27 protein-coding genes are annotated in these 25,632 nt (G+C 44.5%); 12 read left to right on the top strand and 15 right to left on the bottom strand.

Features of this window, described 5'->3' with window-relative positions:
- Positions 1-6: 6 nt before the first annotated feature.
- On the bottom strand, positions 7-879 hold the full coding sequence (locus GJQ68_RS14880; RefSeq protein ID WP_162418045.1) for an SDR family oxidoreductase: 873 nt from the start codon (positions 877-879) through the stop codon (positions 7-9).
- A gap of 130 nt (positions 880-1,009) precedes the next feature.
- Here GJQ68_RS14880 and GJQ68_RS14885 point away from each other — a divergent pair, with 130 nt between their 5' ends.
- Positions 1,010-1,819: a hypothetical protein gene (locus GJQ68_RS14885; protein WP_162418046.1), complete on the top strand. Its 810-nt coding sequence runs from the start codon at positions 1,010-1,012 to the stop codon at positions 1,817-1,819.
- Positions 1,820-1,909: 90 nt separating this feature from the next.
- On the opposite strand, the gene GJQ68_RS14890 is transcribed toward GJQ68_RS14885, so the two are convergent.
- Positions 1,910-2,875, bottom strand: coding sequence for a succinylglutamate desuccinylase/aspartoacylase family protein (locus GJQ68_RS14890; RefSeq protein WP_162418047.1), 966 nt, complete (start codon positions 2,873-2,875; stop codon positions 1,910-1,912).
- Between the two features lie 116 nt (positions 2,876-2,991).
- Here GJQ68_RS14890 and murB point away from each other — a divergent pair, with 116 nt between their 5' ends.
- On the top strand, positions 2,992-4,029 hold the full coding sequence (gene murB, locus GJQ68_RS14895) for a UDP-N-acetylmuramate dehydrogenase (protein WP_162418049.1): 1,038 nt from the start codon (positions 2,992-2,994) through the stop codon (positions 4,027-4,029).
- Positions 4,030-4,259: 230 nt separating this feature from the next.
- On the opposite strand, the gene GJQ68_RS14900 is transcribed toward murB, so the two are convergent.
- A complete protein-coding gene (locus GJQ68_RS14900) occupies positions 4,260-4,742 on the bottom strand; it encodes a deoxycytidylate deaminase (protein WP_162340461.1) in 483 nt (160 codons plus the stop codon).
- 226 nt (positions 4,743-4,968) lie between these two features.
- On the opposite strand from GJQ68_RS14900, the gene GJQ68_RS14905 reads away from it, so the two are divergent.
- From GJQ68_RS14905 to GJQ68_RS23225, 4 genes are all read left to right on the top strand, one after another.
- On the top strand, positions 4,969-5,346 hold the full coding sequence (locus GJQ68_RS14905) for a response regulator (RefSeq protein WP_162340041.1): 378 nt from the start codon (positions 4,969-4,971) through the stop codon (positions 5,344-5,346).
- A gap of 73 nt (positions 5,347-5,419) precedes the next feature.
- A complete protein-coding gene (locus GJQ68_RS14910; protein ID WP_162418051.1) occupies positions 5,420-5,908 on the top strand; it encodes a hypothetical protein in 489 nt (162 codons plus the stop codon).
- Positions 5,909-5,962: 54 nt separating this feature from the next.
- A complete protein-coding gene (locus tag GJQ68_RS14915) occupies positions 5,963-6,163 on the top strand; it encodes a hypothetical protein (protein ID WP_162418052.1) in 201 nt (66 codons plus the stop codon).
- Positions 6,164-6,300: 137 nt separating this feature from the next.
- Positions 6,301-6,447 carry a hypothetical protein gene (locus GJQ68_RS23225; protein WP_202927950.1) on the top strand — a complete coding sequence of 49 codons (147 nt, stop codon included), beginning with the start codon at positions 6,301-6,303 and terminating at the stop codon, positions 6,445-6,447.
- A 48-nt stretch (positions 6,448-6,495) separates the two neighbouring features.
- On the opposite strand, the gene GJQ68_RS14920 is transcribed toward GJQ68_RS23225, so the two are convergent.
- On the bottom strand, positions 6,496-7,995 hold the full coding sequence (locus GJQ68_RS14920) for a peptide MFS transporter (protein WP_394351317.1): 1,500 nt from the start codon (positions 7,993-7,995) through the stop codon (positions 6,496-6,498).
- Between the two features lie 209 nt (positions 7,996-8,204).
- Here GJQ68_RS14920 and GJQ68_RS14925 point away from each other — a divergent pair, with 209 nt between their 5' ends.
- The gene (locus GJQ68_RS14925) at positions 8,205-8,639 is read left to right on the top strand and encodes a peptidylprolyl isomerase (protein ID WP_162418056.1); all 435 of its coding nucleotides are present in this window, start codon (positions 8,205-8,207) and stop codon (positions 8,637-8,639) included.
- A gap of 8 nt (positions 8,640-8,647) precedes the next feature.
- On the opposite strand, the gene GJQ68_RS14930 is transcribed toward GJQ68_RS14925, so the two are convergent.
- The 4 genes from GJQ68_RS14930 to GJQ68_RS14945 form a co-directional block, all read right to left on the bottom strand.
- Positions 8,648-9,931: a NupC/NupG family nucleoside CNT transporter gene (locus tag GJQ68_RS14930; RefSeq protein WP_162418058.1), complete on the bottom strand. Its 1,284-nt coding sequence runs from the start codon at positions 9,929-9,931 to the stop codon at positions 8,648-8,650.
- 124 nt (positions 9,932-10,055) lie between these two features.
- Entirely contained in the window at positions 10,056-10,670 is a 615-nt protein-coding gene (locus GJQ68_RS14935) for a bifunctional nuclease family protein (RefSeq protein WP_162340035.1), read from the bottom strand.
- Positions 10,671-10,676: 6 nt separating this feature from the next.
- The gene (locus GJQ68_RS14940) at positions 10,677-11,642 is read right to left on the bottom strand and encodes an electron transfer flavoprotein subunit alpha/FixB family protein (protein ID WP_162418060.1); all 966 of its coding nucleotides are present in this window, start codon (positions 11,640-11,642) and stop codon (positions 10,677-10,679) included.
- A 13-nt stretch (positions 11,643-11,655) separates the two neighbouring features.
- Positions 11,656-12,387, bottom strand: coding sequence for an electron transfer flavoprotein subunit beta/FixA family protein (locus GJQ68_RS14945; protein ID WP_162418062.1), 732 nt, complete (start codon positions 12,385-12,387; stop codon positions 11,656-11,658).
- 47 nt (positions 12,388-12,434) lie between these two features.
- On the opposite strand from GJQ68_RS14945, the gene GJQ68_RS14950 reads away from it, so the two are divergent.
- Entirely contained in the window at positions 12,435-12,761 is a 327-nt protein-coding gene (locus GJQ68_RS14950) for a tetratricopeptide repeat protein (protein WP_162340032.1), read from the top strand.
- Positions 12,762-12,826: 65 nt separating this feature from the next.
- Here GJQ68_RS14950 and GJQ68_RS14955 read toward each other — a convergent pair whose 3' ends face one another.
- Entirely contained in the window at positions 12,827-13,843 is a 1,017-nt protein-coding gene (locus GJQ68_RS14955; RefSeq protein ID WP_162418064.1) for a quinone oxidoreductase family protein, read from the bottom strand.
- A 42-nt stretch (positions 13,844-13,885) separates the two neighbouring features.
- A complete protein-coding gene (gene dnaB / locus GJQ68_RS14960; protein ID WP_162418065.1) occupies positions 13,886-15,466 on the bottom strand; it encodes a replicative DNA helicase in 1,581 nt (526 codons plus the stop codon).
- Positions 15,467-15,793: 327 nt separating this feature from the next.
- Here dnaB and GJQ68_RS14965 point away from each other — a divergent pair, with 327 nt between their 5' ends.
- Entirely contained in the window at positions 15,794-16,597 is an 804-nt protein-coding gene (locus tag GJQ68_RS14965) for a 3'-5' exonuclease (RefSeq protein ID WP_162418067.1), read from the top strand.
- 21 nt (positions 16,598-16,618) lie between these two features.
- Here GJQ68_RS14965 and GJQ68_RS14970 read toward each other — a convergent pair whose 3' ends face one another.
- Positions 16,619-17,599 (bottom strand): aldo/keto reductase, encoded by a 981-nt coding sequence (locus tag GJQ68_RS14970; protein ID WP_162418069.1) that lies wholly within the window; start codon positions 17,597-17,599, stop codon positions 16,619-16,621.
- 253 nt (positions 17,600-17,852) lie between these two features.
- On the opposite strand from GJQ68_RS14970, the gene GJQ68_RS14975 reads away from it, so the two are divergent.
- Positions 17,853-18,353 (top strand): GNAT family N-acetyltransferase, encoded by a 501-nt coding sequence (locus tag GJQ68_RS14975; RefSeq protein ID WP_162418071.1) that lies wholly within the window; start codon positions 17,853-17,855, stop codon positions 18,351-18,353.
- Positions 18,354-18,360: 7 nt separating this feature from the next.
- Here GJQ68_RS14975 and GJQ68_RS14980 read toward each other — a convergent pair whose 3' ends face one another.
- The 4 genes from GJQ68_RS14980 to GJQ68_RS14995 all read right to left on the bottom strand — a co-directional run bounded on the left by GJQ68_RS14980 (position 18,361) and on the right by GJQ68_RS14995 (position 22,939).
- Positions 18,361-19,377: a PAS domain S-box protein gene (locus GJQ68_RS14980; RefSeq protein WP_162418073.1), complete on the bottom strand. Its 1,017-nt coding sequence runs from the start codon at positions 19,375-19,377 to the stop codon at positions 18,361-18,363.
- A 4-nt stretch (positions 19,378-19,381) separates the two neighbouring features.
- Positions 19,382-19,807, bottom strand: coding sequence for a response regulator (locus tag GJQ68_RS14985; protein ID WP_235941577.1), 426 nt, complete (start codon positions 19,805-19,807; stop codon positions 19,382-19,384).
- A 183-nt stretch (positions 19,808-19,990) separates the two neighbouring features.
- The gene (locus GJQ68_RS14990) at positions 19,991-21,979 is read right to left on the bottom strand and encodes an ATP-binding protein (protein WP_162418077.1); all 1,989 of its coding nucleotides are present in this window, start codon (positions 21,977-21,979) and stop codon (positions 19,991-19,993) included.
- Between the two features lie 12 nt (positions 21,980-21,991).
- Positions 21,992-22,939, bottom strand: a complete 948-nt coding sequence (locus tag GJQ68_RS14995; protein ID WP_162418079.1) for a sensor histidine kinase — start codon at positions 22,937-22,939, stop codon at positions 21,992-21,994.
- Positions 22,940-23,284: 345 nt separating this feature from the next.
- Here GJQ68_RS14995 and GJQ68_RS15000 point away from each other — a divergent pair, with 345 nt between their 5' ends.
- Positions 23,285-24,376: an efflux RND transporter periplasmic adaptor subunit gene (locus tag GJQ68_RS15000; protein ID WP_162418081.1), complete on the top strand. Its 1,092-nt coding sequence runs from the start codon at positions 23,285-23,287 to the stop codon at positions 24,374-24,376.
- A complete protein-coding gene (locus GJQ68_RS15005; protein WP_162418083.1) occupies positions 24,373-25,632 on the top strand; it encodes an ABC transporter permease in 1,260 nt (419 codons plus the stop codon). Before GJQ68_RS15000 ends, GJQ68_RS15005 begins: the two co-directional genes overlap by 4 nt.

Consider the following 25,632-nt stretch of genomic DNA (forward strand, 5'->3'; position numbering starts at 1 on the left):
AGAATTTTAATCTGCCTTTATCCTTTTGCTAGTCAGGGCATCCCATTCTTCTTCCTTTACATCCCGAAAGGCATTAAACTGACCGGCCCCCTGTAGCCACTCGCCCCCATCTATGGTGATTACTTCGCCGTTTACAAAAGCGGAAAAGGGAGAAATCAAATAGGCCGCGAGGTTCGCTAGTTCCTGGTGATCACCTACTCTTCCCATGGGGACCCTTTTGGCAGGATCAAACTTTTCAGCCAGATGACCTGGCAGTAAACGTTCCCAGGCTCCCTCCGTAGGAAAAGGACCCGGAGCGATGGCATTACTCCGTATACCGTAGGGAGCCCATTCCACTGCCAGGGAGCGTGTCATTGCCAATACGCCTGCTTTAGCCGCAGCACTGGGAACCACGTAAGCAGAACCCGTAGAGGCATAGGTAGTTACGATGTTTAAAAACACACCCGGCTTTTGATCTTTGATCCAGTCCTGGCCTACTACCAAGGTCATATTTGAGCTGCCTTTGAGTACAATATCCAAAATGGTATGAAAGGCATTGGGAGAGAGTCGCTGGGTGGGGCTGATAAAATTAGCCGCAGCATTATTTACCACTGCATCCACTTTCCCAAAATGGGCCTTAGCCTTAGCGTACATATCCGACACCGCCGTATGATCCCGTATATCACAGGCCAGCGGTAAAACCTGCCCCCCAGTCTCCTTCTCCAATTTCTTGGCAGTCGCCTCCAACACGGCCAATTTCCGGCTACTGATGACCAATTTTGCTCCAAGTGATAAAAAATAACGAGCCATCGAGGCTCCCAGTCCCGTACCGCCCCCAGTTACGATAATCACTTGATTGTCCAAGGCTCCTTTTACCAACATCCCTTCCTTGTAGTTCATTTTTCTTATTTTTTAGTCCTTACAAGCCTTAAAATACATATTTTTACACGCTTTAAACCTTGGCATGGATATTAATTTAACTTTGAGTAATTTCGTCATTGAAACGCTTCACCCATTAAATTCAGTTTGAATGAAAAATAAGGTGCCTTTTTTACTGCTATGGGTTCTGATATCCTGCGTGCCCGATGTAAGCAAAGACCTGCAGATCAATCAATCATTTGAAGGGGAAGAGGCCTACTGGGCTTCCAAAAGCCTGGACGAGCACCTTTACCTGGTTTTTCAGGATTGGGAATATTTCCTCGATACTTCCCATACGGATTCGTTGCCGGGTTGTCCCGGTATTACCCTGGATTCGGCCAATTTTTCCGTGAGTCTACATTACGATCAACCACAGTGCGATACGGACGCTTCCATTCGAAAGGGAGAAATTACCATCCAGTACGGGCAAGCCAACCTCGGAATTGGTGATTCCCTCCATTTGGCCTTTAATGGATACGAAATCGAAGGCAGTCAGGTAAATGGGCAGCGGATTTTTCAACTCTCAGCGAAACAGGTCGAAGGCCTGACCATGAATGAATTAACCGACTCCCTGCTACTGGTCCGTTCAGAAGGTTCTTCTACACGCCTGAGCCCCAGGTACACGTATCAAGGAAGGATTCAATCTGGAAAAGTAAGCGAAATTACCAGCGTGGGATCTATGGAGGGGCGGAACTGGAGTGGCAACAGCTTTACGGTTCAGGTGAACCCTGAAAAAAAGATATCCGAAGCCTGCCTGTCTAAAACGCTACTCCGGCCAGCCTCCGGTACCGAAACTTGGACCATCAACCGGACCGGGGAGAATCCAGTCACCCACGAATTAACGTATTCTGTAGAGGAAGCTTGTGACTCCAAAACTACTATTAGATTGGCAGAAGGGGTGGTCATGGAAAAGGAACCCTGATACAAACTATCCGGTGTTTCTACATCCCGCCATTGAAGCCCCTTTTACCAGAATGGATAAAATCCGATATTGGTTACTCTAATTGTGATTTCATTTTTCGGAGGCTTCCGCTGCTGTTTGTGATTTGCCTACATGCACCAACGCATCGCCTGCATTGACTACCGGTTGATTATTGATCCCGATGACGTGTCCGGAAAAGGTACTCTTAACGGGAACTTTTACCTGCCCATAAGGGTCGGAAATTTTAGCCAGCACCTGGCCCTTTTTTACCTCATCTCCAGCAGACACCGAAGCATTAAATATGCCCGAAATTTTAGCTCTTACCCAGCTGCTATCCTGAATTTTCAGGGTCTTTACCAAAGGAAACGCTCCGTCAATCATTCCAAGGTGTTTCAATATCCTTCCCGTACCCATAATGCCTTCCTGGATCACCTGCTCATCCAGCCGCATGGATTCCCCCCCTTCAAACACCAGCAGGTGTTTCTTGTGCTTGTAAGCTTCTTTTCTAAAGGACCGGTCAATGTGCGGAGAGTTTACCGTAAAATTAGCTCCAAAGACTTCTGCTAACTTCAGCCCTTTTTTATCCTTAAAATCCACGCGTACCTGGGGATAATTGGAAAGCATCCGACCGCCGGTATGAAAATCGATGCCATAATCTATTTGCGGGATAATTTCATTGGTAAGAATATTGGCGATCTGGGAAGCGAGGGATCCCTTTCTGTTACCGGGGAAGCTTCTATTCAGATCCCTGCCATCCGGGAATGTTCGGGAATTGCTCAAAAAACCATACACATTTACCAATGGAATAAAGATCAGCGTGCCCTTCTTCGGCTCGAAAATGTTTTCTTCCAGCATTCTTTTTACGGTCACGATCCCATTGATTTCGTCTCCATGTACGCCGCCGCTGATCAGTACCACCGGGCCGGGCTTACTTGAACTCCTGATAAACACCGGAAGGTCAATCAAGGTATGGGTGGGCAGCCTGGCAATGGCAATTTCTATGTTTAATGATTGGCCGGGTCTTATCCGTATGCCATTGATCACCATTTCTTTCATAAATACTCCTTTTGCTTTTCCTCCAAAACGGCTCAGGGTAAAAGAACACGGAGAAAACGAGCCGTCTTTTTTTCTATTTGATCAAATAATCCTTATTTCGTGTCATAATTAAAAAGATGAAGATACAAGAAAATATTTCTTTACGCCGGTACAATACGTTTGGGATCGACAAAAAAGCCCGATTATTTTTGGAAGCCAATCGCTCCGATGAGGTCATCCAGGCCATTTCGCATGCCCGGTCTTTGGGTAAAAAATTATTTGTTCTCGGCGGTGGAAGTAACATTCTACTCGTGCAAGACATCGATGCCTTGGTTATTAAAATCAACATTCAGGGCATCGAAAAAATAGAAGAAGATGCAGATTCTCTTTTGCTAAAAGCGGGCGCAGGTGTGGTTTGGCACGATTTGGTCACCTTTTCTCTGGCATCGGGATTAAGCGGCCTGGAAAACCTGTCCTTAATACCCGGTACCGTCGGGGCAGCCCCCATGCAAAACATCGGTGCTTATGGGGTAGAAATCGAATCGGTTTTTGACCACCTGGATGCCATCGAAATTGCGAGTCGCCAGACCAAAAGATTCTATAAAGCGGATTGCGCATTTGGTTACCGGGAAAGCATATTTAAAAACAGATGGAAGGGCAAGTATATCATTACTCATGTGGCCCTCCGGTTATCCAAGAAACCCCGGCCGACCATCGACTACGGGGATATCCAAGGTACCTTGCAGGAACTCGGGAACCTCTCCCCTACTCCCGAAAATATCAGCAAAGCGGTGATAAGCATCCGTCAACGGAAATTGCCTGACCCTGCCAAAATTGGAAATGCGGGTAGTTTTTTCAAAAATCCCACGGTCCCGGTGGCAGCCTTTGAGCGTCTCCGGAATAAATTTCCCGGGATCCCCGGGTACCCCTTGGATAAATCCGTCAAAATACCAGCGGCCTGGCTGATCGAGCAAGCCGGTTGGAAAGGAAAGCGCTTTGGCAACATAGGCGTACATGAGCACCAACCCCTGGTCTTGGTAAACCATGGCAATGGAGAGGGCTCGGACTTAATTGACCTGAGCAAAAAAATACAAGCTGATATTTACGATAAGTACGGTATCACCTTGGAAAGGGAAGTTAACCTGATTTCTCCCCAGCAATGGATCAATCCCTAAACCGATCCTTTTTTCTACGATCAGCCCCCCAGTTTAGTGTATTGCAAGTTGCGCCTGCCTGGACGACAGGGTGGGTCAGATTTTTAGGTAGTAGGAAAGCATGGATATACCCTTTTATTCTCAGGCGTGATAAAGTTATACTGGTTATCAAAATCGGACTCTGGCCCGGACTTATTGATATACCGGAAGGAAATGTTTGTCGATCCAGTTAAGCTTATGCTCCTGCACTTTTAAATTAAAGAATCCTTAATTCGGATCGATTTGGGATATTTTTCTGCCGATACGCCAAATTTTTCTAGAAAAACGATCCCTTCGTCGATTCCCAATCCCTTATAGGCCGCATAGGAATACAAATAAATAACTTTCGAAATACCCATGGAATAAATGATTCGGGCACAGGGCAAACAGGGTGCTAACGTCACATATAGGGTAGATCCCTCCACAGTTGCCTTGTTTTTTACAGCATATAGGATCGCGTTCTGCTCGGCATGCAATGCCAGCGAGCAACTGCCTTTGCTATCACGGCTACAGCCTTCCTCAGGGAACTCTTCGTCGCAATTATGCGTGCCCGACGGAGGGCCATTATAACCAATGGAAATGATCCGCGTATCCTTCGTTAATACAGCGCCAACGTGCTTCTTGATACAGTGAGAGCGTTGGGCAAGGCTAACGGCTAACTCCATAAAAATATCATCAAAATCCGGTTTGCTCATAGGGTTTCGGTTTGCTGCCTGGTAAAATTCACGGCCATCTTCAAAAGTAAAACCAGAAGATAACTTCCCCACTAGGGGAACTGGCACAAAATTAGCTATTTAAATTTTTTAATTCAGAAATTTCATTGGATTAAGAAAAAAAGAGCAAATAAAAGTTTAAAGTAAAATTTTTTATTTACTTTTGTAGCTTGTATTTTGCTTTTCAAAACACGATTTATGTATTTCAATGATTAAGATAGTTCTTATAGACGACGATCCCATTAGTATTTTTGTAACCGAAAAACTGATTCAAAGAAACATCATGCAACCTTGCAAGGTTTTCTCATTCGATAATGCCATGGACGCGCTGAAGGACATCTATCGTATAAGTCCCCATTATTTATTCCTAGATCTCAATATGCCCGAAATGACGGGATGGGATTTTTTGGAAACATTTAACCCTGCCAAATCAGATCCGGAAATATACATTCTAAGCAGCTCTGTTGACGAGCGAGACATCCTTAAAGCCAATCAATACGATCAGGTAAAAAAATACCTTTCCAAGCCCTTGATCAAACAATATATCAATCTCATTTTTGGAAAATACAGAGAGAATATTTCTTAAACAGGGGCATATAATCTCACTTTTTAGAAACTACTTTTGCCAAAATCGGTTATTAAAATAAAACCAAAAACAAATGGCAACAGCAAATCCAAATTTAATTCTGGCCCTGAGGAAAACCATTACAAAATTGAAAGAGGGAGCTCCTTATCAATGGGGGCATATGGGGGCTTGCAACTGTGGCAACCTGGCACAGGAAATCACCAGAATTACGAAAGGAGACATTCATCGCTTTGCAATGCAGCGTAGCGGTGATTGGAGCGAGCAATTAAATGATTATTGTCCCGGAAGTGGCCTGCCTATGGATCTGATGATCTCCGAATTACTTGAGATCGGGTTGGAAAGAGCCGATTTGATCCATCTGGAGCGATTATCTGATCCGGAGATTCTGGAACATATTCCTTTCGAACAGCGGAAAAATTTGGCTAAAAATCGAAAGGAAGACCTATTGCTTTACCTGAAAACATGGGTCGCTCTTTTGGAGAATCAATGGGCTGCCGCTCAACCACATACCCTGAAATCTGTACCAGAAAAATTAATTTCCGAAGAGCTATTGAGTTACTAATAAAATTTTCATTACTTAGCGCAAAAAACAGCATTCCCTTAACAATTGACGCTTATGAATGAAGATTTTGAAGACGATTTCGATGAGGATGATTTCGGTGATGAATTCAACGACTCCATTTACGATGAGGATGAAGACACCGACTTCGATGACGATGTCTTTATGGATTTCGAAGACGATGGCTACGATGACACCGGTGATGATTTCTCAGGAGACTATGAGTTCGATGAGGAGGACGACGATGAGATCGATTGATCTTCTTATCAGGGGCCATTCTAGTTTAATCAGTCTCGCTTCAGGAAATTGATTTAATCCTTTTTATTTATTCGCTTTGTTATCCTTATTTTGGATGCTAAATTGCGGCTTTAAACATTGTCATAACCAATAATCGTATGCTATTAGAAATATTCAGTTCACCAATTGCTTCCGGAGCACAAATTTTTTGGTTGATTGTTGCCATTTTGGTAGGCCTGGGAGCTGGCATTTCGGCCATTGATTTCAGAAGTACTGTTTTCAAAAAACAAGATAAAGAAGACTAATAAAAGGCCGGTTTGGGAAAACCGGCCTTTTTTCTTTCCTGGCACACCTCAGTGTACCTTCCCCATCAGACTTCGTATCGGTTTGGAAATCAACATTAACAGGATACCAGCACCCATTACGGTATACACAATCAGCATGTATTGATCCGGCATTTCGGCCAGGGCTTCTGAGGTACCTCCACTTGCGCTTCCAGCAATTCTTCCTGCGATCAGATTACCCATGGCAATGGATAGAAACCACATGCCCATCATTTGACCGGCAAACTTTTTTGGAGCCAACTTGGTCGTCAAACTCAAGCCCACGGGGCTGAGGCTGAGTTCTCCGAACGTATGGAAAAGATAGGTAATCACCAGCCAGGAAGGGGCTGCTAAATCTCCGGATGCAGCGATCTTGGCAGCAAAATACATCACCAAAAACCCAATACCGAGAAAAATAAGTCCAATCGCAAATTTTAAAGGAGAACTTGGTTCCAGTTTTTTCCTTCCCAGGGCCACCCACATCGCTCCAAAAAAAGGAGCAAAGATAATGATAAATATACTGTTTACCGATTGGAAATAGCCAGCCGGAATCTCCCAACCCCAAACCATCCTGTCCGTAAACCGTTCTGCAAAAAGGTTCAGTGAAGAGCCCGCCTGTTCAAACCCTGACCAGAAGATAGCTGAAAAAACAAAAAGGATCATAATCACCAGCACCTTCTTCTTTTGACCGGAATCCAATCCCCCGAAAAACAAAACGTACCCAAAAAAAAGCAGGGCTACAATCGCGATAACGGTATTGGACACCCCGGCCACGGCGACCGGATCCAGGGGGATTACCTGAAAAAAGAATAACGCCAGGGCTAAAACCACCAGCCCCAGAACCAGCCAAACGCGTTTCAGCAATCGCTGATAGGCTTGTTTTTCCTCCCTGCTATTACTCTCCACCGGCTCCCCCACTCCTTCCAGATACTTTTTTGTACCCTTATACTGAATCAATCCCATCAACATCCCAAAACCGGCAAGCCCAAAGCCCAGGTGCCAATCGTAAATGGCCAGGGTACTGCAAGCGATAGGGGCCATAAATGCACCCAGGTTGATCCCCATGTAAAAAATAGAAAACCCGGCATCCCGTTTGGAACTATTCTCAGGATAGAGTTGCCCTACAATGGAGCTGATATTTGGTTTCAGCAACCCGGTACCAAAGACGATCAATATCAACCCCAGAAAAAAGGAAGGCAGGTCCCATGCCGCTAACTGCCCTTCCGGAACCGAATCTCCTGAAAACAAGGCGAAAACCCCTGGCAAGGCCATGGTGAAATGTCCTATGGTGATGATAATTCCGCCGTACCAAACGGATTTTTTCAGACCGATCAGCCTGTCCGCCACCCAGCCTCCGGGAAGCGCGAGCAGGTATACCGCCATGGAGTACAAACCATAAACAGCACCGGAAGTTTGATCGTCGAAACCCAGTCCTCCCGAAGCGATTGGCGCCGTCATAAATAAGATGAGCAGGGCGCGCATCCCATAATAACTAAACCGTTCCCACATTTCGGTAAAAAACAAGGTCATCAATCCCTTTGGATGCCCAAAAAGTTGGGGGCCTTCGAATTCCAGAATATCCTCCGGAGCGTTGTGTTTTCCTATAAACTGGTCCTCTTCTTTCAAGTCTGATTGATTTAAGGTGATTATTTCTTAAAATGACATGCTCGATGAATACAAGTATAGCATGATCCTGGCATAAAATCAGTATTATTGCAAAAAAAACAAACGATAACTTCATGAAAACCGGAGAAATACAAACCGAAAAAGGCACCATGAAAATCACCTTTTACGAGGAAGATGCCCCAAAAAACGTCGCAAACTTTATTCAATTAGCTCAAAAAGGCTTTTATGATGGATTGACTTTTCACAGAGTGATCCCAGATTTTATGATCCAGGGAGGCTGTCCCAAAGGCAATGGAACCGGAGGTCCTGGTTACCATGTCGATTGCGAACTGGATGGAGAATTACAGCACCATGACCGGGGCGTATTATCCATGGCGCATGCGGGCCGAAATACCGGAGGATCTCAGTTTTTTATCTGTCATAACCGCAGCAATACCCAACACCTGGATCGAAACCACACCTGTTTTGGAAAAGTTACCGATGGGCTTGAAATCATCGATCAGATTCGTGCGGGCGATAAGATCAATAAAATCGTCATTCATGAATAAGTAGAAAGTCAAAAAAGCGCTCCTGCCACCGTGGCCGTCATCAGGCAGGCGATGGTGGCAGCCAGCAGCGCACGCATACCAAGCCTGGACAGATTTCCCTGCTGTTCAGGCGCTATGCTTCCTATCCCACCAACCTGAATGGCGATGGAGCTGAAATTGGAAAACCCGCATAATGCATAGGTGGCGATGACGATAGACTTGGCAGACAAGTCTCCTGCAGATTTCATTTCGGCTAATCCCAAATAGGCGACAAACTCGTTAATGACCGTTTTTTGCCCCAATAACGAGCCAACAGCCAGGGTATCTTTCCATTCCACCCCGATCACCCAGGCAAACAATCGAAAAACCTGTCCTAGCAAATATTCCAATGAAAACCCTGAAAAGGTGCCGTTTGTAGAGGAAACCACCAGGGAGTTCAGGCCGGTATAATCTCCGATAACCCCCGAAAGAAAGAAATTCAATGCAGCTATAACAGCTATAAAGGCCAATAACATCGCCCCTACGTTTAATGCCAGCTTTAAGCCTTCAGTCGCTCCTCTCGACATGGCATCAATTAGATTTACATCCGTGTTTTGACCACTGATATGCAACTGATCGTTGATCACTTCCTTATTCTCTTCCGGAATGATGATCTTAGAAATGACAATGGCAGCCGGAGCGTTCATAATGCTCGCCCCCAGTAAATAGGTCGCAAACCGCGTCTTTTCTACCGGGTCATCGCCTCCCAAAAAGGCTACGTACCCCGCCAATACCCCGCCAGCGATGGTGGCCATGCCTCCGGTCATCAAACACATCAGTTCGGATCTGGACATGGTGGGGATAAACGGACGCACCAGCAAGGGAGCTTCCGTTTGACCCAAAAAAATATTTCCTGCTGCCGACAGGCTCTCCGCTCCTGACAACCGCATGGTTCGTGCCATTAGCCAGGCGATTCCAAAGACGACCTTTTGCAAGATCCCCAGGTAATAGAGGCCTGCAGAGACGGTGGAAAAGAAAATGATCGTCGGTAATACCTGAAATGCAAAAATAAAACCAAAGGAATTGCTGGCTAACTCCCCAAATAGGAATTCCGCTCCCTGTTCTGAAAAACTCAGGAATTTCACAAATCCTTCACTGATCTTGCTGAAAACACCTGCCACAAAGGTGACCTTGGTAATCAATATTCCAAATATGGCTTGTAGGGCAATTCCAATGGCTACTAATCGCCAATCGATCTTTTTAAAGTTAGCTGAAAAAAGACTGGCAATAGCTACCAGTACCACTATTCCCAATACACCTCTAGCGTAATCCATATCCGGCCATTTTTAGGAAAAAAAACGCCTCGAAACGAAGGATGTCAGCCCAAAAACTCGGTGCCTTTTTTTCCCTTCCTTAAAAAAAAATGGGGATGGCTGCCGGCTATGGGCACTATTCCGATTAATTTCTTCTGTTAATCTCATCCCTTAATCGCGCTGCCCTTTCATAGTCCTCATTGCTAATGGCTTTTTCCAATAATTGATTTAGTTTATCCAGACTAAAGTCTTTGAGGGAAGCTTCCTGGGATTTGCCTTTTTCTTTTGAGGAATCTTTTCTGGAAGTGCCTCCTCCAGAGGCCTCCTGTTCCCTTTTTTCATCTTCCTCGGTAAATTCAATCGCTGCTTCGGACATCACCGCACTGGCACAATAGATCGGTGCATCGAACCTGACAGCTATGGCGATGGCATCCGATGGGCGGGCATCAATTTCCACCGTTTTAAGGGAGCTTTTACACATGATCTTGGCATAAAACACCCCTTCTCTCATATCCGAAATCAAAATATGATCCACCGAAAATTGAAAATTGGAGGCAAACGACTTGAATAAATCATGTGTCATCGGCCGGTTGGGAATGATTTTTTCAATTTCAATGGCGATCGCTTGCGCTTCAAACATTCCAATGACAATTGGTAATTTTCGCCTTCCCTCCGACTCCCCCAGTACCAAGGTAAATGATCCCGATTGGGTGCTATTGGAAGATAAACCCAAGATTTCTAACTCAACAGTATTATCCACGGTCTATTATTTTAATGCGTTAATCGCTTCAGTCAATTTTGGGACCACCTCAAATGCGTCCCCAACGATCCCGTAATCAGCCACTTTAAAGAAGGGGGCTTCCGGATCCTTGTTAATTACCACCATGTATCTGGAAGCATTTACCCCTGCCAAATGCTGTATGGCACCAGAAATGGCTACCGCAAGGTACAGGGAAGGCGCTACTTTCACACCGGTTTGTCCCACGTGCTCGTGATGGGGTCTCCAGCCCGAATCCGAGACGGGCTTTGAGCAACCTTTCGCAGCTCCCAGTGCATCTGCCAGGTCTTCTATCAGCCCCCAGTTTTCGGGGCCATTGAGTCCCCTTCCTCCCGAAACCACAATATCCGCTTCCGGCAACAATACTTCTCCAGTGGCCTTTTCAGTTCCTGTTATTTTTGCTGAGAAAGTCTCCCCGGGAAGATCTATCGTAACGTTTTCAACCGGAGCGGCCGATCCGTCTGTTTTCACAGGCTGGATATTTTTCTTTATGGCCAGTATTTTATTCTCGGTATGAATACCGGTGTCCACAAAGGCTTTTCCGGTGAAAATGCTCCTTCTAACAACAAACCCATCGGTCAAATCCGGCAACCCTACCACATTGGTGGCCATGCCAGCCTCCAGCCTTACCGCTAAACGCGCCGCCACGGCATCCCCCAGAGAGGATTTGGCTAAAACCAGCGTTTTCGCTTTTACCTTATCAAAAACCTGAGCGACCACTTCGGCATGGGCCTGAATGACTCCGGCAGCCAAACGATCATCCGTTACCTGAATGACTCCGGCAGCCCCTGCTTTGCCCAGCAGCTCCGCTTCTCCTTCCACCGCTTCTCCAAGGCTTACTACCTGCACCTTATCCCCGGTTATTTCCCCCAGGGCGGCCGCATAAGAAACGGCTTCCAGGGAAGAGTTTTTGATTCGGCCCTGATCTTTCTCTATATATACTAATATTGACATTTTCTTTCGTTAATTAAAGTATTTTGGCATCGTTTTTTAACAAATCAACCAACTCTTCTACCGTATCCACCAATTTTACCGCTCCCTTTGCAGGAGGCAACTCGTATTTTTTCGTTTCAGTCTTGCTTCCAGGCGTTTCCGAATCAATCGCTTTCAAAGGTTTGCTTCTGGCGGACATGATTCCTCGCATGTTCGGGATTTTCCATTCCGCAATGGGTTCCTGACAACCTGCAACAAACGGGAGGTCTACGGAAATAAACTCTTTCCCCCCTTCAATTTCGCGCGAAATAGTAGCTGTATTTCCTTCAATATCCAATTTCATCACCGGAGAAACGGAAGGAATGCCCAGCAGCTCTCCCACCATCCCATGAACCATGCCTCCGTTGTAATCAATGGATTCTCTACCCATAAGAATCAGATCGAAGGCTTCCTCTTTCGCGAACCGGGCAATCTCACTGGCAACAAACGCTGCATCCTTAGGAAAAGCATTTATACGAATGGCTTCATCGGCTCCTATCGCCAACGCCTTCCGTAAGGTAGGCTCCGTATCCGATTCTCCAACGTTTAAAACCGTGATGCTACCTCCACTTTGCTCCTTCAGCTCAACCGCTCTGGCAAGCGCATAATCATCGTATGGACCGATGATAAACTGAACGCCCGTTTTATCAAATTGGGTGTTATTATCGGTAAATTTAATCTTTGAAGTGGTATCCGGCACATGCGTGATACAAACCAATATTTTCATGTATTATTTTTAATTAAATTTGTCAACTAGGAATTAAACGCAAAACCATGAATCAGCATGACAGAGTCCGGGAACTGCAAATGTACCTGGAAGAGGAACCCGGAAATCCATTTAATATTTATGCCTTGGCGTTGGAATATCAAAACCAAGACAAAGAAAAGGCTTCTTTTTATTTTAACAAACTATTACGTGAACATAAAAGTTATCTTCCTTCTTATTACCATGCTGCCCGGTTGTTTTCCGACCTGGGGCTGATGGAAAAAGCAGAAAGCACCTACCTGGAAGGAATCGAACTTGCTAAAAACCAAAGCAATGCTCACGCACTCAAAGAACTGCAAAACGCTTACCTAAATTTCCAATTTGAGAACGATTAGCTCCTGTTTTCCATGGCAATAACCGGATAAATCACTTTATTCCCCAAAGGCATCCCGCCAACAGGCTAATCCTGCGACTCCGTTCCTGTTTGCAACACCAACTTTCCCAGTTGAGAACTTTTTTCCATTTTTTCAAATGCCAATAGTGCACTGCTTAGCGGAAAGACAGCATCCACCACAGGGATAAGCTCCTGATTTGTTACCCAGGCCAGCATTTCTTCAAAATCCCTGTCGGATCCCATGGTTGTCCCTTGTAGGGTCACTTGTTTCCAAAATAATTTTCGGGCATTCAGCTCCGGTATATTTCCCAGCGTAGCGCCGTAAAACACCAGTCTCCCGCCCGGCCGCACGACATCCATTAGTTGGTTGACCGTAGCCCCCATGGCACTGTCAATGATCAAATCAAAACCATCCGAATGGGCCATTGCCTCATCTGTCCAGGAATCGGAATGATACAAATAGCCCGCCTCGGCTCCCATAGCTATTGCTTTTTCCAGCTTCCAGGCGGCACCACTGGTAACGAACACCCTGGCTCCTTTAGAGAGGGCAAATTGAACCGCCATTTGGGCCACGCCTCCTCCAAACCCAGTGACCAATACCTTATCTCCTTTTTTCACCTTTCCCTGAACGACCGTAGCCCGGTAGGCTGTCACACCACCTAAGGGAAGTGCCGCTGCCTGGACAGAATCCAGATGGGCTGGTTTCTGATGAACCCTATCTACCGGCACGCAGCAATACTCCGCAAAAGTGCCGTGTTCGGGCATTCCCAATATGCTAAAATCCGGACCCTGAGCTGCAGCGTCTTCTCCCCAGTTTTTTGCAGGATTGATTAGAACTTCTTTCCCAATCCAGGATTTATCCACCTGCTCTCCTACCGCAACCACTTCACCGGCTCCATCCGATCCTAATATAATACCATCCTTTAAATTAGGGTATTTTTGTTCCCGACACCATTGGTCCCTGTGATTTAAAGCCGCGGCACTGATTTTTACTTTTACCTCCCAGGCTTCAGGTATGGGCTCCCGGAGCTCCACGAAGGTTATTCCATCTTTATGACTACTATCCAGTACAATGCATTTCATGAGTTTGGTATCTAAGGTTAACGGATTATTCGCTTGGGATTACTAAAATGGAGCTTTGTCGTCCCCTTCCGGAAAGGGATTATCTCCCTGGGCATCTCCATTTGCCTTACTCCCCATTCTTACCATGCCGGCATCATCAAAACCCTGCCCGCCGGCACTGCTGGGAAACCTGCTTCCATAAAGCGCATCCTGCGGCTGGTAGGGAACGTTCATGTCCAGGTCGGTAAATTTGGTGTATTTTCCAATGAACCTGAGCTTGACGCTTTCCAGGGAGCCGTTCCGGTGCTTGGCGATGATTACTTCCCCTACCCCGGAGGTGCTATTGCCGTCCTCATCTTCCGTAATTCCATAATATTCCGGCCGGTATAAAAACATGACGATATCTGCATCCTGCTCGATGGCTCCGGATTCCCGGAGATCGGATAGCTGTGGCCGCTTGTCGCCGCCTCTTGTCTCTACGGCCCTTGATAGCTGCGACAGCGCAATGACAGGCACGTTCAGCTCCTTGGCAATTTTTTTCAAGGCCCTGGATATACTTGAAATCTCCTGCTCCCGGTTACCTCCCTGGTTTCCTTTACTATCCCCGGACATCAATTGCAAATAGTCAATAACAATCAGTTGCACGTCGTTTTGTGCTTTAAGCCGTCTGCATTTTGCCCGGAGCTCCAAAATGGATAGGGCTGGCGTATCGTCCACAAACAAAGGGGCGGAGGTAAGTTTACCTGTCTTATGTATCAATTGCTGCCATTCGTAATCGGCAAGGTTTCCTTTTTTTATTTTTTCCGAATCAAGTTCTGCTTCCGAGCTTATCAGTCGATTTACCAACTGAAGGGAAGACATCTCCAGGGAAAAAATGGCTACCGGCCGGTCATGATCGACGGCGGCATTTCGCAAGACAGAAAGTACAAAGGCCGTTTTCCCCATGGCAGGCCTTGCCGCTATGATCACCAGATCCGACTTTTGCCAGCCGGAGGTGACCCTATCAAGACCGGTAAAACCAGAAGGAACTCCCGTAAGGCCGTCTTTCTGTCCCTTTTTGCTTTCCAACTCCACAATGGCTTCGCGCATGATGGAACGCATGTCCATGTAGTTCTTTTTGATGTTATTCTCAGAAATTTCAAAAAGAGACTGCTCCATTTTGTCCAGCAGTTCGAACACATCGGTGGTATCCTCAAATGCTTCCTTTTGGATTTCTGATGATATGCGTATCATGTCCCGCTTCATGGCCTGCTCGGTGATAATCCGGGCATGGTATTCAATATTGGAAGCGGAGGAAACCTTAGAGGTGAGTTCGGTGATAAAATAGGCACCTCCTACCAGCTCCAGCTTTCCGTTCTTTCGAAGTTGGTTGGTAACTGTCAGCAAATCGATGGGTTCCCCGGCATTAAACAAGTCCAAAATGGCTTCATAAACCAATTTATGAGCGTCCTTGTAAAAACTATCCGAAGAAAGAATGTCCACCACAGCGGTAAGTGCATCTTTTTCCAGCATCAGAGCACCCAATACCGCTTCCTCCAAATCAATGGCCTGCGGAGGTAATTTCCCCAGGGCACCATAAGGCTCAGAGGGCCTTCTCCTCAATCCCATTTTTCGCTCCGATTTACTACTGTCGTTTTCAGCCATATCTGCAAAAGTACCCCTTTCAGTACAAAGTTTTTGAACAAGTTATGCACTTTATTATCCACAAAATGCTAAGCACTATATAGACAACGACTTGGCACCAACATCTATTCCAAAGTCTTTTTAATTTTAATTAAAAATGAATTAACGGCACTTTACCAAAACCGGTTAGGTATTTAAAGCCATAAAATTCCCTATATTTGTGCCTTGAAAATAATTTTTAAAGAAATCCTTCGAGGAATGTAGCAGACGCAAAACCAGGTTGTTTTTGTTTCCTGACTTTCTTCATTCCCCTGTGAAACTTCTTCTGTACCAAATAAACACCCAATCATGGAATTGAATTTAAAATCACCCATTGCTTTTTTCGATCTTGAAGCCACCGGAATCAACGTATCTACGGATAGAATCGTCGAAATATCGATTTTAAAAGTATACCCTGAAGGGCGGGAAGAAATCAAAACAATGCAGATCAATCCTACGGTACCCATCCCACTGGAATCTTCCCTTATTCATGGGATATACGATAAGGACGTGGCAGATTCGCCAACCTTTAAGGATGTCGCCCGGGAACTGCACCAGTTTTTTGAAGGTGCTGATTTGGCTGGATTCAATGTTCTAAAATACGATATCCCCTTGTTGGTAGAGGAATTTTTGAGGGCGGGAATAGATTTTGACATAGAAAAACGGAATTTGCTCGACGCCCAAAAAATCTTTTTTATGATGGAAAAGCGAAACCTCGCTTCGGCCTACAAATTTTACTGTGGGAAAGTACTGGAAAACGCCCATAGTGCCGAAGCCGATACCCTGGCCACCTATGAGGTTTTCAAGGCCCAAATCAACCGATATGCGGGTGAAGAAATGGAGGATCTCCAGGGAAATACCGTGGGTACCATGGAAAATGACATGAAAAAAATCCATAACATGATCAATGAAAAAATGGTGGATTTGGCAGGCCGGTTCGTTTTCAATGACAAGGGCGAGGAGTGTTTTAATTTTGGCAAGCAAAAGGGCAAACCCGTGGCTCAGGTTTTGAAGGAAGAGCCGGGCTATTATGACTGGATGATGAAAGGAGACTTTCCATTGGACACCAAAAGAAAACTTACCCAGGTAAAGCTAAGGGGATTCAATCAATAATTCTGATTGCTGACTTTTTCCTTATTGGCCAAGTAATGACTTAAAAGGCAAGGGATATAGTGAACAGAGATAGTCCAGATCCTCTTTCGTCAGCGGGCGAATACCCTGCGTATTCTGATGGGCTTGCCGGGGTGTTTTGATACCGGGAATCACCGAGGAGACACCTTTAAAACTCAAAATAAAGCTCATCGCCAACTCGGTTTTTGAAAGTCCATAGGTTTCGCATAAGTGCCAAACGCCATTTTCCAGCGTATCCAGAGCAGTCCCCAGCAATTCCGGTGGTAATCTGAAAACCCGATGATCGTCCTTCGGAAAACGGGTGGATTTGGAAAATTTACCCGTCAACAAACCAAATTGTAACGGCATTCTCGCCAGTATTCCATAACCCAGCTGCTGGGATTTTTTTACTATTGGCAGGGCTTGCTGGTTCATAATATTCAGCACCAATTGCATGCCGTCAGCCACCTTATGTGAAAACAAGTATTCAGCCTCTGGCTCCGGCGAAAAGGTATTTAACGACACCCCCCAATAGCGGATCTTGCCCGTATCTTTGAGTTTTTCCATGGCTAAAACGCATTCCCCTTTTTCCAAATCGGCGACTTTGGCGGTATGAAGCTGATAGTAATCGATTACCTCCCGGTTTAACCTGCGCAAACTTTCCTCACAAGACCGAATAATGTGCTTCGCGGAATAATCCGTATAAATCGCCCCATTCGAATCCAACCGATGCCCCAGTTTACTGGCCAAAATCACATCTTGCCGATTGCCCAGTACTTTTCCCAGCAGCCGTTCGGAATGCCCTAGTCCATAAAAATCTGCGGTATCGAACAAGTTCACCCCTAAATCCAAAGCCTTTTTCACTGCCTCTTCGGACACCTTATCATCCACACTTCCCCAACCGATTGGGATGTCCCCAGCCATGGAAGGCCCCCCGATTCCCCAGGCTCCAAAACCGATTTCACTAACCCGAAGGGAGGTATTTCCAAATTTTCTATACTCCATAATTACCCGTGAAATATCATTTTAAATAGCGTTAAAATTTCAATAGCTGGATATGAAGCTAACCAAAAAACGGGATATCCCCTTCATTCAAGCCCTAATTTTTAATCTGATCTTCGGTTAAGAATAAGCCATATGTTCCATTTTTCTAAATCTTACAAATTTCTTAAAAAATAAAAATTGTTGGTATTTTTGTCAGGCAGTTATTACAAGTTTAGCTCTTGAGAAAAATCCCACACCATCCAATCCGATTGAAATGATTCAACTTTTACCTGCAGGTATTGAGCAGATTCCCCTGGTGCAGAAAATGGCAGCAGAAACCTGGCCGTCTGCTTTTGGAAAGATCCTCAGCCAGGAACAATTGGCCTACATGATGCAAAAAATGTACAGCACCTCGGCTCTGAAGGAACAAATAGAGGCAAAAGGTCATCGTTTTTTAATCGCATATGAGGAACAAAAAGCGCTGGGATTTTCCTCCTTTGAAACCAATTACCTAAACAAACCACACCTAAAAATTCACAAACTATACATTTTGCCTGAGTCCCAGGGCAAAGGTCTGGGAAGCAAGTTTTTGAAGACCCTGGAAACGGCCGGTCAAAAGGAAGGGATGAAAAACCTGGAGTTAAACGTTAATAAATACAATAAACAGGCATTGGATTTTTATTTGAAGATGGGATTCCAAAAATTCAGGGAAGAGGTCATTCCCATTGGAAAAGGCTTTGTGATGGATGATTACTCACTGCTAAAGCCCATTTGAACGTTTCCTAGCCCTCATTATCCGGGAGATCGATGTCACGGGCTTTTCCGTTGATGTCCTTGATCACTTCATCCAGTTCATCTGCTGAAAACAAAATATGATCCAACAGCTCTTTTTTCTCCTCGGAAAGGTCTTTCAATTCTATTCCCAATAAATTCACCAGCCCCATCAGCCGCGCCAGAGGTGCCCTAACCACATGGGATTGGACCCAGGCAATGTCCTTCAGGCGTTTGTTTTGTTGTTCTATGGTTTCTATGTAGGCTTTTTTCAGGGTGACATCATTAGCCAAAACCAGTTTGGCGGGCTGTCCATCAAAGTTGATCAGGTTTGAACTCACTTCTACGGTGATCACGTCTCCGTTTTTCTTGGTGTGCAAAAAAGTTCCTGCATTTCTTAGCCCACCGACTCGTTTACCTTCTTCAAGGGCCTTGTAAAGTTTTCCCTTTTCATTTTCAGGTCGTATATCCTCGATGGTCATGGAAAGAAATTCCTCCATGGAATAGCCATAGGACTGAATCGCCGCCTCATTGACATCCAAAAATCCAAGTGATACCTTATCATACACCCACATTGGTAACGGACTAAGGTGAAAAAGCTCCTTGTATCGTAGTTCAGACTCTTCCAGGCGATTGAAAACCTTCTTTCTTTCAATGCTGTAGATAATACTTCGGGATAGGATATCCGGGTGGAGTTCGTCTTTGACAAGGTAGTCGGACATTCCCAAACCGATAGACTTAACTGCAAAATTTCGATCCGCATATCCGGTCAGAACCACCACCGGAATTTTCCCTGCCAGACCAAGGATTTCTTTGATTAATTGTTCTCCACTTTTATCAGGAAGCGACAAATCCAGCAAAATGAGCTGGTAGTCACTCATTTTTTTTCCGGATGCACTTTTAAAGGTAGGCGCACTATCGATGATAACGGTAGGGAATTTTTCCTCAATGGCTTCAGACACCAATAAAAAATCACCTTCATTATCTTCGATAACCAAAAGTTTTAGATTTTCATAAGCAGGTGACATGGAGTCAGGATTTTGAGGGAAGCTGAGCCAGGGAAAACCAGAACTTTTCAATTTTCTCCAGAATATCCTGATAACTTTCCGAGCCTACCGGTTTGGTAATGTAACTATTGGCATGGTTTAGATACGATTCCAGAATATCGTTATGACTAGATGAAGTAGTCAACATGATTACTGGAAGCCGTTTCAATCCTTCCGAATTTTTAATAAAATGGAGCACTTCCTGCCCATTTTTTTTGGGTAAGTTAATATCCAGTAGAACGAGGTCAGGCACTTCGCTTTGGCTTCCATGGACGCAGGTTTTAAGAAACTCCACGGCTTCCTGACCATCTTTAGCGCAGGTGATTTGAAGGGGAAAACTCAGGTCTTCCAAAGCCTCTGATATTAACAGAATGTCTCCTTCATTATCCTCTATTAAAAAAAGCTTTAGCATTTTCATTTTTTAAAGTTATGGTTGGTCAGCCTACTATACCAGAAAGCAGCTTTCGGACTAGTTGAATAAAAAACAAATCTAGTTTAAATCCAAAGATTACCCCACAAATTTTAATAACAATATTCTAAATAATTTAAGTTCAGGCTGTTAGTGAATAGGGAATCGGACATAATCCCAAACATTTTACTCTGACTTTGAAGGTATGGTAAAATAAAACCTACTACCCTTCCCAAGCTGTGATTCCACCCAAATGCTGCCTCCATGATGCGTTATTATTTTTTTGCAGACCGGCAAACCAATTCCGGTTCCCGGAAACGCGTCCTTTCCATGCAACCGGTGGAACAGCAAAAATATTTTTTGATGATAGGCTGCGTCTATACCCAGCCCATTATCCTGAACGCAAATGACAACTTCTCCTTCTTTCTGTTGGCTACTGATGAAAATTTCTGCTTTTTGAGAAGGAGGCTGGTATTTGATTCCATTTAAAATCAGATGCGTAAACACTTGAATCAATCGCTTTTTATCACCCCAGACGCGAGGCAAAGTACCGACTTCGATCTTTGCAGCCGCCTGTTGGATGAATTCGCTGTTTATTCGTAATACATCTTCTACTAAACGGGAGGTTTCAAGCCATTGAAATGGCGGTTGCTTTTGCTCTTTTCCGATGGTGCCGTACTCCAATAAATCAAGAATTTGCTGCCTCATTTGTTTGGCATCATTCATTGCAAATAATACGTATCTGCGGGCCTTATCATCCAGATCATTTCCGTAGGATTTGTAAAGATTATCCATAAATCCAATCACCGTTCGCAAAGGCTCCTGAAGGTGGTGCGAAGCAATAAAAGCATATTGCTCTAATTCCGCATTGGTGGCCTCAAGATGCTTCTTGCTAGTTTCCAAGGATCGGTTTAATTCCTTAAGCGAACGATTGTAAGCATATTGGGCAGAAATATCTCTCATAGCCCCTACCATGCGAAGCGGCTTACCCTCGGGGTCCCTTACGACCAAGCCTTTGTCTTCAACTCTCAGGTAGCTTCCATCCGCCTTCCGAAACCGATACGCCTGGGTCCAGGTTTTCTTTCTACCATCAATTATGCGCTGGATACTACCGGTAACCGCATCATAATCATCGGGGTGAATGTAATCCGACCAGGAACTACCATCCATCTCATCTTGCTGGTGGGGATGTCCAAAAAGGGTATGATATCCTTGACTCCAAACGACGGTCCCTTTTCTTAAATCAGCGTCCCAAATAGCCTCAGAAGTCGCTTCGGTTACGTATTGAAACCGTTGGTTACTTTGTTGAAGAGACTGAACGGATTGGTAGTTTTCCAAAATGATGGCAAGGATTTTACCAGATCTGTTGATGAAATCTAATTCTATCGATTCCGGAGAGGTAACCTTCCTATAATAAATAGCAAAAGTCGCCAGTACTTTTCCCGAAGCTGAAAGAATCGGATTGGACCAACAAGCCCTAAATCCATGTGATAAAATGGTGGACTTGTAAGCTTCCCAGCGGTAATCGCTCGAAATATCCTCCACGATCACGGCAGACTTGAAGAATGCCGCCGTTCCACAGGACCCGGCTTTTGGACCGATACTGACCCCTTCGATTTCCTGAAGGTAATCTTCCGGAAGGCCCTTCGCCGACCAGCAATACACTTTATCATCACTCACTTTCATAATGGAACAGACCGTCTCCGGGAAAATCTGTTCCAATCCCTGAATGAATTCATCCAAAACTTCTTCCAACCGGTAATAAGGCAGGGCATTTTTTTCCAAAACATCCCGCTCCAGTTGATCAAGCTCCTTGAAGATTATTTCCTCTGTAATATCTTCTGCAATGCAGGCAAAATGCTTGTTTTCTAACGGAAGCAAAAAGACATTCAGCCATACCTGCCTACCATCCTTTCGCAAAACTTTTAGCACCACAGGGGCAAACCTGGAAGACGCAGCCTTAATGGCACTGGAAAAGCCGGTATTATTTTCGTCCTTCTCAAAAACGTCATCCCAGGCAAGGCGGGAAAAATATTCTTCATCACATCCGGTAAAACGTAAAAAATTTGAGTTTCCTTGTTCCCAATTTCCCACCGGATCGATAAATGCAATTCCGACAGTGGCATCATCAAAAACAGATAGCAGGTTAATGGAGTATCCTTTATCTTGTTTCATCGCATGAAAAATTTACTTGTCCTTAAACGCCACGAAAAACGTGCTACCCTCTCCTTGTACGGAAGTAGCCCATATTTCTCCTCCCACATCTTCTACGATTTTTTTGCAAATGGCCAGCCCCATACCCGTACCTCTTTTAATAAACCCATGGTCGTATTGCTGCAAAATATAAAATATACTTTGAAGGTATTCAGGAGATATCCCTCTCCCATTATCTTTTATCGCCAAAATGAGCCTATCCTCTCTCCGGGAGGCACTTATAGCTACTCGCAATGCCCGTTCAGGGTCTCCAAATTTAATGGCATTATTTAACAAATGGTCAAAAAGCTGGGTAAAACGTTTGTAATCCCCCCTCACAATGGGAAGCGCTTCCTTTCTAATATCAATATTCCCCTCTTTGATTTTTTTGGAATTCAGGTGAATAACCTTTTCAAGAACCTCATTCAAGTCTACATCTTCTACCTGGATTCCTTTTTCCGAAAGCTGTGAAAAGGAAACCAAATCCTGTATTACATGCTTTATTTTTATAAAGTTATCTAAGGTAAGTCGCAAGAAAGCTATCGATTTTTCTGGCAATGTTTTTTCATTTTTTCTGATAAACAATTCTAAAAAACCCTGACTCTGTCGTACAGGCTCTGCGAGGTCATTGGATGCGACCAGGATAAACTGGTCCAGTTGGTTTATTGAATGCTCTGATTTTAGTCGTTCTTCTTCTAATTTGCTATTAGCCAGCTCCAACTCTTTTACCTTCTTGTCCAAAAAATGGTAATGCCGGTTAATCAATAAGTACAATAAAAACCCCGTTAGCACCACGTAAAAAACCCCCTTAGCGGTCTGTAGATAACCCAACTGTGCCATATCCATACTTCCCCACAAAAAATGAATCAGTTTATCGCTTCCAAAAATCCATAGGACTCCGACCAACACATAAATAATCGAAATCTTTTTACTCGCTTCCATCTTAATGAGTGGTTACCTTCAAACTGAATTCTTTCCCATCGTCAAAACCTCCGGTTAAAATACAAAACAAAATTCAACTGGATTCTGATTTCGTTCTTTAATTAATCCAAAGTAAGCAAGTATTTTTCTTTTATTTATATTAAAGGAAGATAAAATTCCCATAACTTGTTACCATGAAATCGAGCCTGACTGAGACAGGCATGCCGATTACGTTAGTCAGTGGGATGCCCCGATAGCTATGCTATTAGGGGAAAGCAGGCGAGATTCTCCCGATTCAGGATCGGGACAGGCTCTGTGTCCATAAAAAAACCATTATAAACTACTGAAACAAGGAATTTCTGAACCATGCTTAGTGTAAATAGAATTGTTACGAGTACCATTTTTTGCGGCTTGTTGATTACGATTTCCTGCCATCCCCAGGCGGAAAAAACCAGCCCGGTTAGGGCAGACATCACCTTATCTGTTTATGCTTCCGGGAAAGTGGTAAGTAAAAACCAATACGAAGTAAAGCCGAATACTACAGGCTATATCGAGGAAATTTATGTAAAAGAGGGCGATTCTGTCCAAATCGGAATGCGCTTGTTTTCGCTGTCCAACGAAACCGCCATCCTGAACCGGGAAATTGCATCCCTTTCAAGATCCTTTTCGGAAAGAGAAAATAACTCGGAAAAAATTCGGGAGTTGGAAGTGCAAATTGACCTGGCTCAATCCCAAATGGCCCATGATTCGCTTTTGTTGGAGAGACAAAAAAGGCTAAATGAACGGGAAATAGGCACGGACCTGCAACTAGAGCAGCGCCTCCTGTCCTATGCCCAGAGGAAAACCGAATATGCTTCACTGAAACTCAAAAAAGAAACTCTGGAAAGGGAATTAGATCATAACGAAAACACTGCTAAAAAAAACCTGGAAAAAGCTTCTGCTTTGGCCAATGAGCTGGAAATCAAGAGTACGATTAACGGGCGTGTGTATTCCGTGCTAAAGGAAAAGGGGGAACTGGTAAACGCCCAGAATACCCTGGCCATAATCGGGGATGGACAAGAATTTATATTGGAATTATTGGTAGATGAGTACGATATTTCTCAGATCGAATTAGGCCAGGAGGTAATGATAAGCTTTGACAGTTACCAGGATCAGGTTTTTGATGCCCGGATTTCCAAAATCAATCCGATGATGGATTCCGGAAACAAAAGTTTCGTGGTGGAGGCTTCGTTGGTGACCAAACCAAAGACATTGTATCCAAACCTAACACTCGAAGCTAATATTATCTTAGAGGCAAAGGAAAATGCGCTTTTAATTCCCAGTTCCTACATTATTCAGGGCAATCAGGTGATCACTGCCAGCGGTGATACCTTGCAGGTCAATACGGGTATTAAAAATTACAGTGAAACAGAAATCATTAGCGGAATAGACGAAACCACCGAACTGTTAAAACCATGAAGTACGGTTTGTTATTACACATTGCGCGTTCTCTCATGCTGGCAAGGTTTAAGCAAACCATGGTGGCGGCTGTTGGTGTCACGTTTAGTATCACCATGTTTATTGCGCTGCTTGGTTTTATGAATGGGCTAAACCAGATGCTGGATGGACTGGTGCTTAATCGTACACCCCATATTCGGTTTTATAATGAAATCAAGCCTAACCCGGATCAACCCATAGACCAATCGGATAAATATAAAAATTATACCAATACCATTCGGTCAATCAAACCTACGAGCAGCCGGTTGCGTATTTACAATAGCAGTGCCATTATCCAAACCCTGGAGGAAGATCCCCGGGTTTTGGGCGTTGCCCCCAAGGTGTCTACCCAGGTGTTTTTTAATGTTGGTTCAAGTGATATTTCCGGAACGATAAGTGGAATCGACGTACCAGCAGAAAATGACTTGTTTGCATTATCCGATTATGTTACTGTCGGTACACCTATGGACCTGACTCAAACTAACAATAGCATCATCCTGGGGAAAGGGGCTGCTGACCGCATGCTGGCGGATATTGGAGATGTCATTCAAGCGACGACTTCCCGTGGAGACCAGGTACAATTGAAAGTGGTGGGGTATTATCAATCAGGTCTGGGCGAATTGGATAATATCCAAAGTTATGCATCCCTTCAAACGGTCCAGAAAATACTGGGCGAGCCCCCCTCCTACATCACGGACATTCAGGTAAAACTACGGGAATTGGATCTGGCTCCTTCCATGGCACGAGATTATGCTGCCCTTTTTAAGATTAACGCAGATGATATTCAAACGGTCAACGCTCAATTTGAGACAGGAACAGAGATTAGGAATCTGATTAGTTATGCCGTCGGGATTACGCTATTAATTGTATCGGGATTTGGTATTTACAATATCCTGAACATGATGATTTATGAAAAAATGGATACCATTGCCATCTTAAAAGCAATCGGATTTTCTGGAAGGGATGTAAACATTATTTTTATCAACATCGCCTTAATTATCGGGTTGGCAGGAGGTACCCTTGGTTTGTGCCTTGGCTACCTGGCAGGGCTAGGTATTGACCAGCTCCCATTTGAGACAGAGGCTTTGCCTACCATTAAGACCTTTCCTGTGGACTTTAACCCGCGTTATTACCTTATCGGAGGGATATTTAGTTTAGTCACGACTTACTTTGCCGGTTATTTCCCCGCCAAAAAAGCGAGCGGGGTCGACCCGGTAGATATTATCAGAGGAAAATAA

Origin of the sequence: Cyclobacterium roseum, assembly GCF_010119225.1 — a bacterium.
Lineage (GTDB): Bacteria > Bacteroidota > Bacteroidia > Cytophagales > Cyclobacteriaceae > Cyclobacterium > Cyclobacterium roseum.

Excerpts from the sequence above, each read along its gene's own strand:
- GJQ68_RS14880 (WP_162418045.1), bottom strand. The coding sequence starts at position 879 with ATGAACTACAAGGAAGGGATGTTGGTAAAAGGAGCCTTGGACAATCAA.
- GJQ68_RS14885 (WP_162418046.1), top strand. The coding sequence starts at position 1,010 with ATGAAAAATAAGGTGCCTTTTTTACTGCTATGGGTTCTGATATCCTGC.
- GJQ68_RS14890 (WP_162418047.1), bottom strand. The coding sequence starts at position 2,875 with ATGAAAGAAATGGTGATCAATGGCATACGGATAAGACCCGGCCAATCA.
- murB (WP_162418049.1), top strand. The coding sequence starts at position 2,992 with ATGAAGATACAAGAAAATATTTCTTTACGCCGGTACAATACGTTTGGG.
- GJQ68_RS14900 (WP_162340461.1), bottom strand. The coding sequence starts at position 4,742 with ATGAGCAAACCGGATTTTGATGATATTTTTATGGAGTTAGCCGTTAGC.
- GJQ68_RS14905 (WP_162340041.1), top strand. The coding sequence starts at position 4,969 with ATGATTAAGATAGTTCTTATAGACGACGATCCCATTAGTATTTTTGTA.
- GJQ68_RS14910 (WP_162418051.1), top strand. The coding sequence starts at position 5,420 with ATGGCAACAGCAAATCCAAATTTAATTCTGGCCCTGAGGAAAACCATT.
- GJQ68_RS14915 (WP_162418052.1), top strand. The coding sequence starts at position 5,963 with ATGAATGAAGATTTTGAAGACGATTTCGATGAGGATGATTTCGGTGAT.
- GJQ68_RS23225 (WP_202927950.1), top strand. The coding sequence starts at position 6,301 with ATGCTATTAGAAATATTCAGTTCACCAATTGCTTCCGGAGCACAAATT.
- GJQ68_RS14920 (WP_394351317.1), bottom strand. The coding sequence starts at position 7,995 with ATGACCTTGTTTTTTACCGAAATGTGGGAACGGTTTAGTTATTATGGG.
- GJQ68_RS14925 (WP_162418056.1), top strand. The coding sequence starts at position 8,205 with ATGAAAACCGGAGAAATACAAACCGAAAAAGGCACCATGAAAATCACC.
- GJQ68_RS14930 (WP_162418058.1), bottom strand. The coding sequence starts at position 9,931 with ATGGATTACGCTAGAGGTGTATTGGGAATAGTGGTACTGGTAGCTATT.
- GJQ68_RS14940 (WP_162418060.1), bottom strand. The coding sequence starts at position 11,642 with ATGTCAATATTAGTATATATAGAGAAAGATCAGGGCCGAATCAAAAAC.
- GJQ68_RS14945 (WP_162418062.1), bottom strand. The coding sequence starts at position 12,387 with ATGAAAATATTGGTTTGTATCACGCATGTGCCGGATACCACTTCAAAG.
- GJQ68_RS14950 (WP_162340032.1), top strand. The coding sequence starts at position 12,435 with ATGAATCAGCATGACAGAGTCCGGGAACTGCAAATGTACCTGGAAGAG.
- GJQ68_RS14955 (WP_162418064.1), bottom strand. The coding sequence starts at position 13,843 with ATGAAATGCATTGTACTGGATAGTAGTCATAAAGATGGAATAACCTTC.
- dnaB (WP_162418065.1), bottom strand. The coding sequence starts at position 15,466 with ATGGCTGAAAACGACAGTAGTAAATCGGAGCGAAAAATGGGATTGAGG.
- GJQ68_RS14965 (WP_162418067.1), top strand. The coding sequence starts at position 15,794 with ATGGAATTGAATTTAAAATCACCCATTGCTTTTTTCGATCTTGAAGCC.
- GJQ68_RS14970 (WP_162418069.1), bottom strand. The coding sequence starts at position 17,599 with ATGGAGTATAGAAAATTTGGAAATACCTCCCTTCGGGTTAGTGAAATC.
- GJQ68_RS14975 (WP_162418071.1), top strand. The coding sequence starts at position 17,853 with ATGATTCAACTTTTACCTGCAGGTATTGAGCAGATTCCCCTGGTGCAG.
- GJQ68_RS14980 (WP_162418073.1), bottom strand. The coding sequence starts at position 19,377 with ATGTCACCTGCTTATGAAAATCTAAAACTTTTGGTTATCGAAGATAAT.
- GJQ68_RS14985 (WP_235941577.1), bottom strand. The coding sequence starts at position 19,807 with ATGCTAAAGCTTTTTTTAATAGAGGATAATGAAGGAGACATTCTGTTA.
- GJQ68_RS14990 (WP_162418077.1), bottom strand. The coding sequence starts at position 21,979 with ATGAAACAAGATAAAGGATACTCCATTAACCTGCTATCTGTTTTTGAT.
- GJQ68_RS14995 (WP_162418079.1), bottom strand. The coding sequence starts at position 22,939 with ATGGAAGCGAGTAAAAAGATTTCGATTATTTATGTGTTGGTCGGAGTC.
- GJQ68_RS15000 (WP_162418081.1), top strand. The coding sequence starts at position 23,285 with ATGCTTAGTGTAAATAGAATTGTTACGAGTACCATTTTTTGCGGCTTG.
- GJQ68_RS15005 (WP_162418083.1), top strand. The coding sequence starts at position 24,373 with ATGAAGTACGGTTTGTTATTACACATTGCGCGTTCTCTCATGCTGGCA.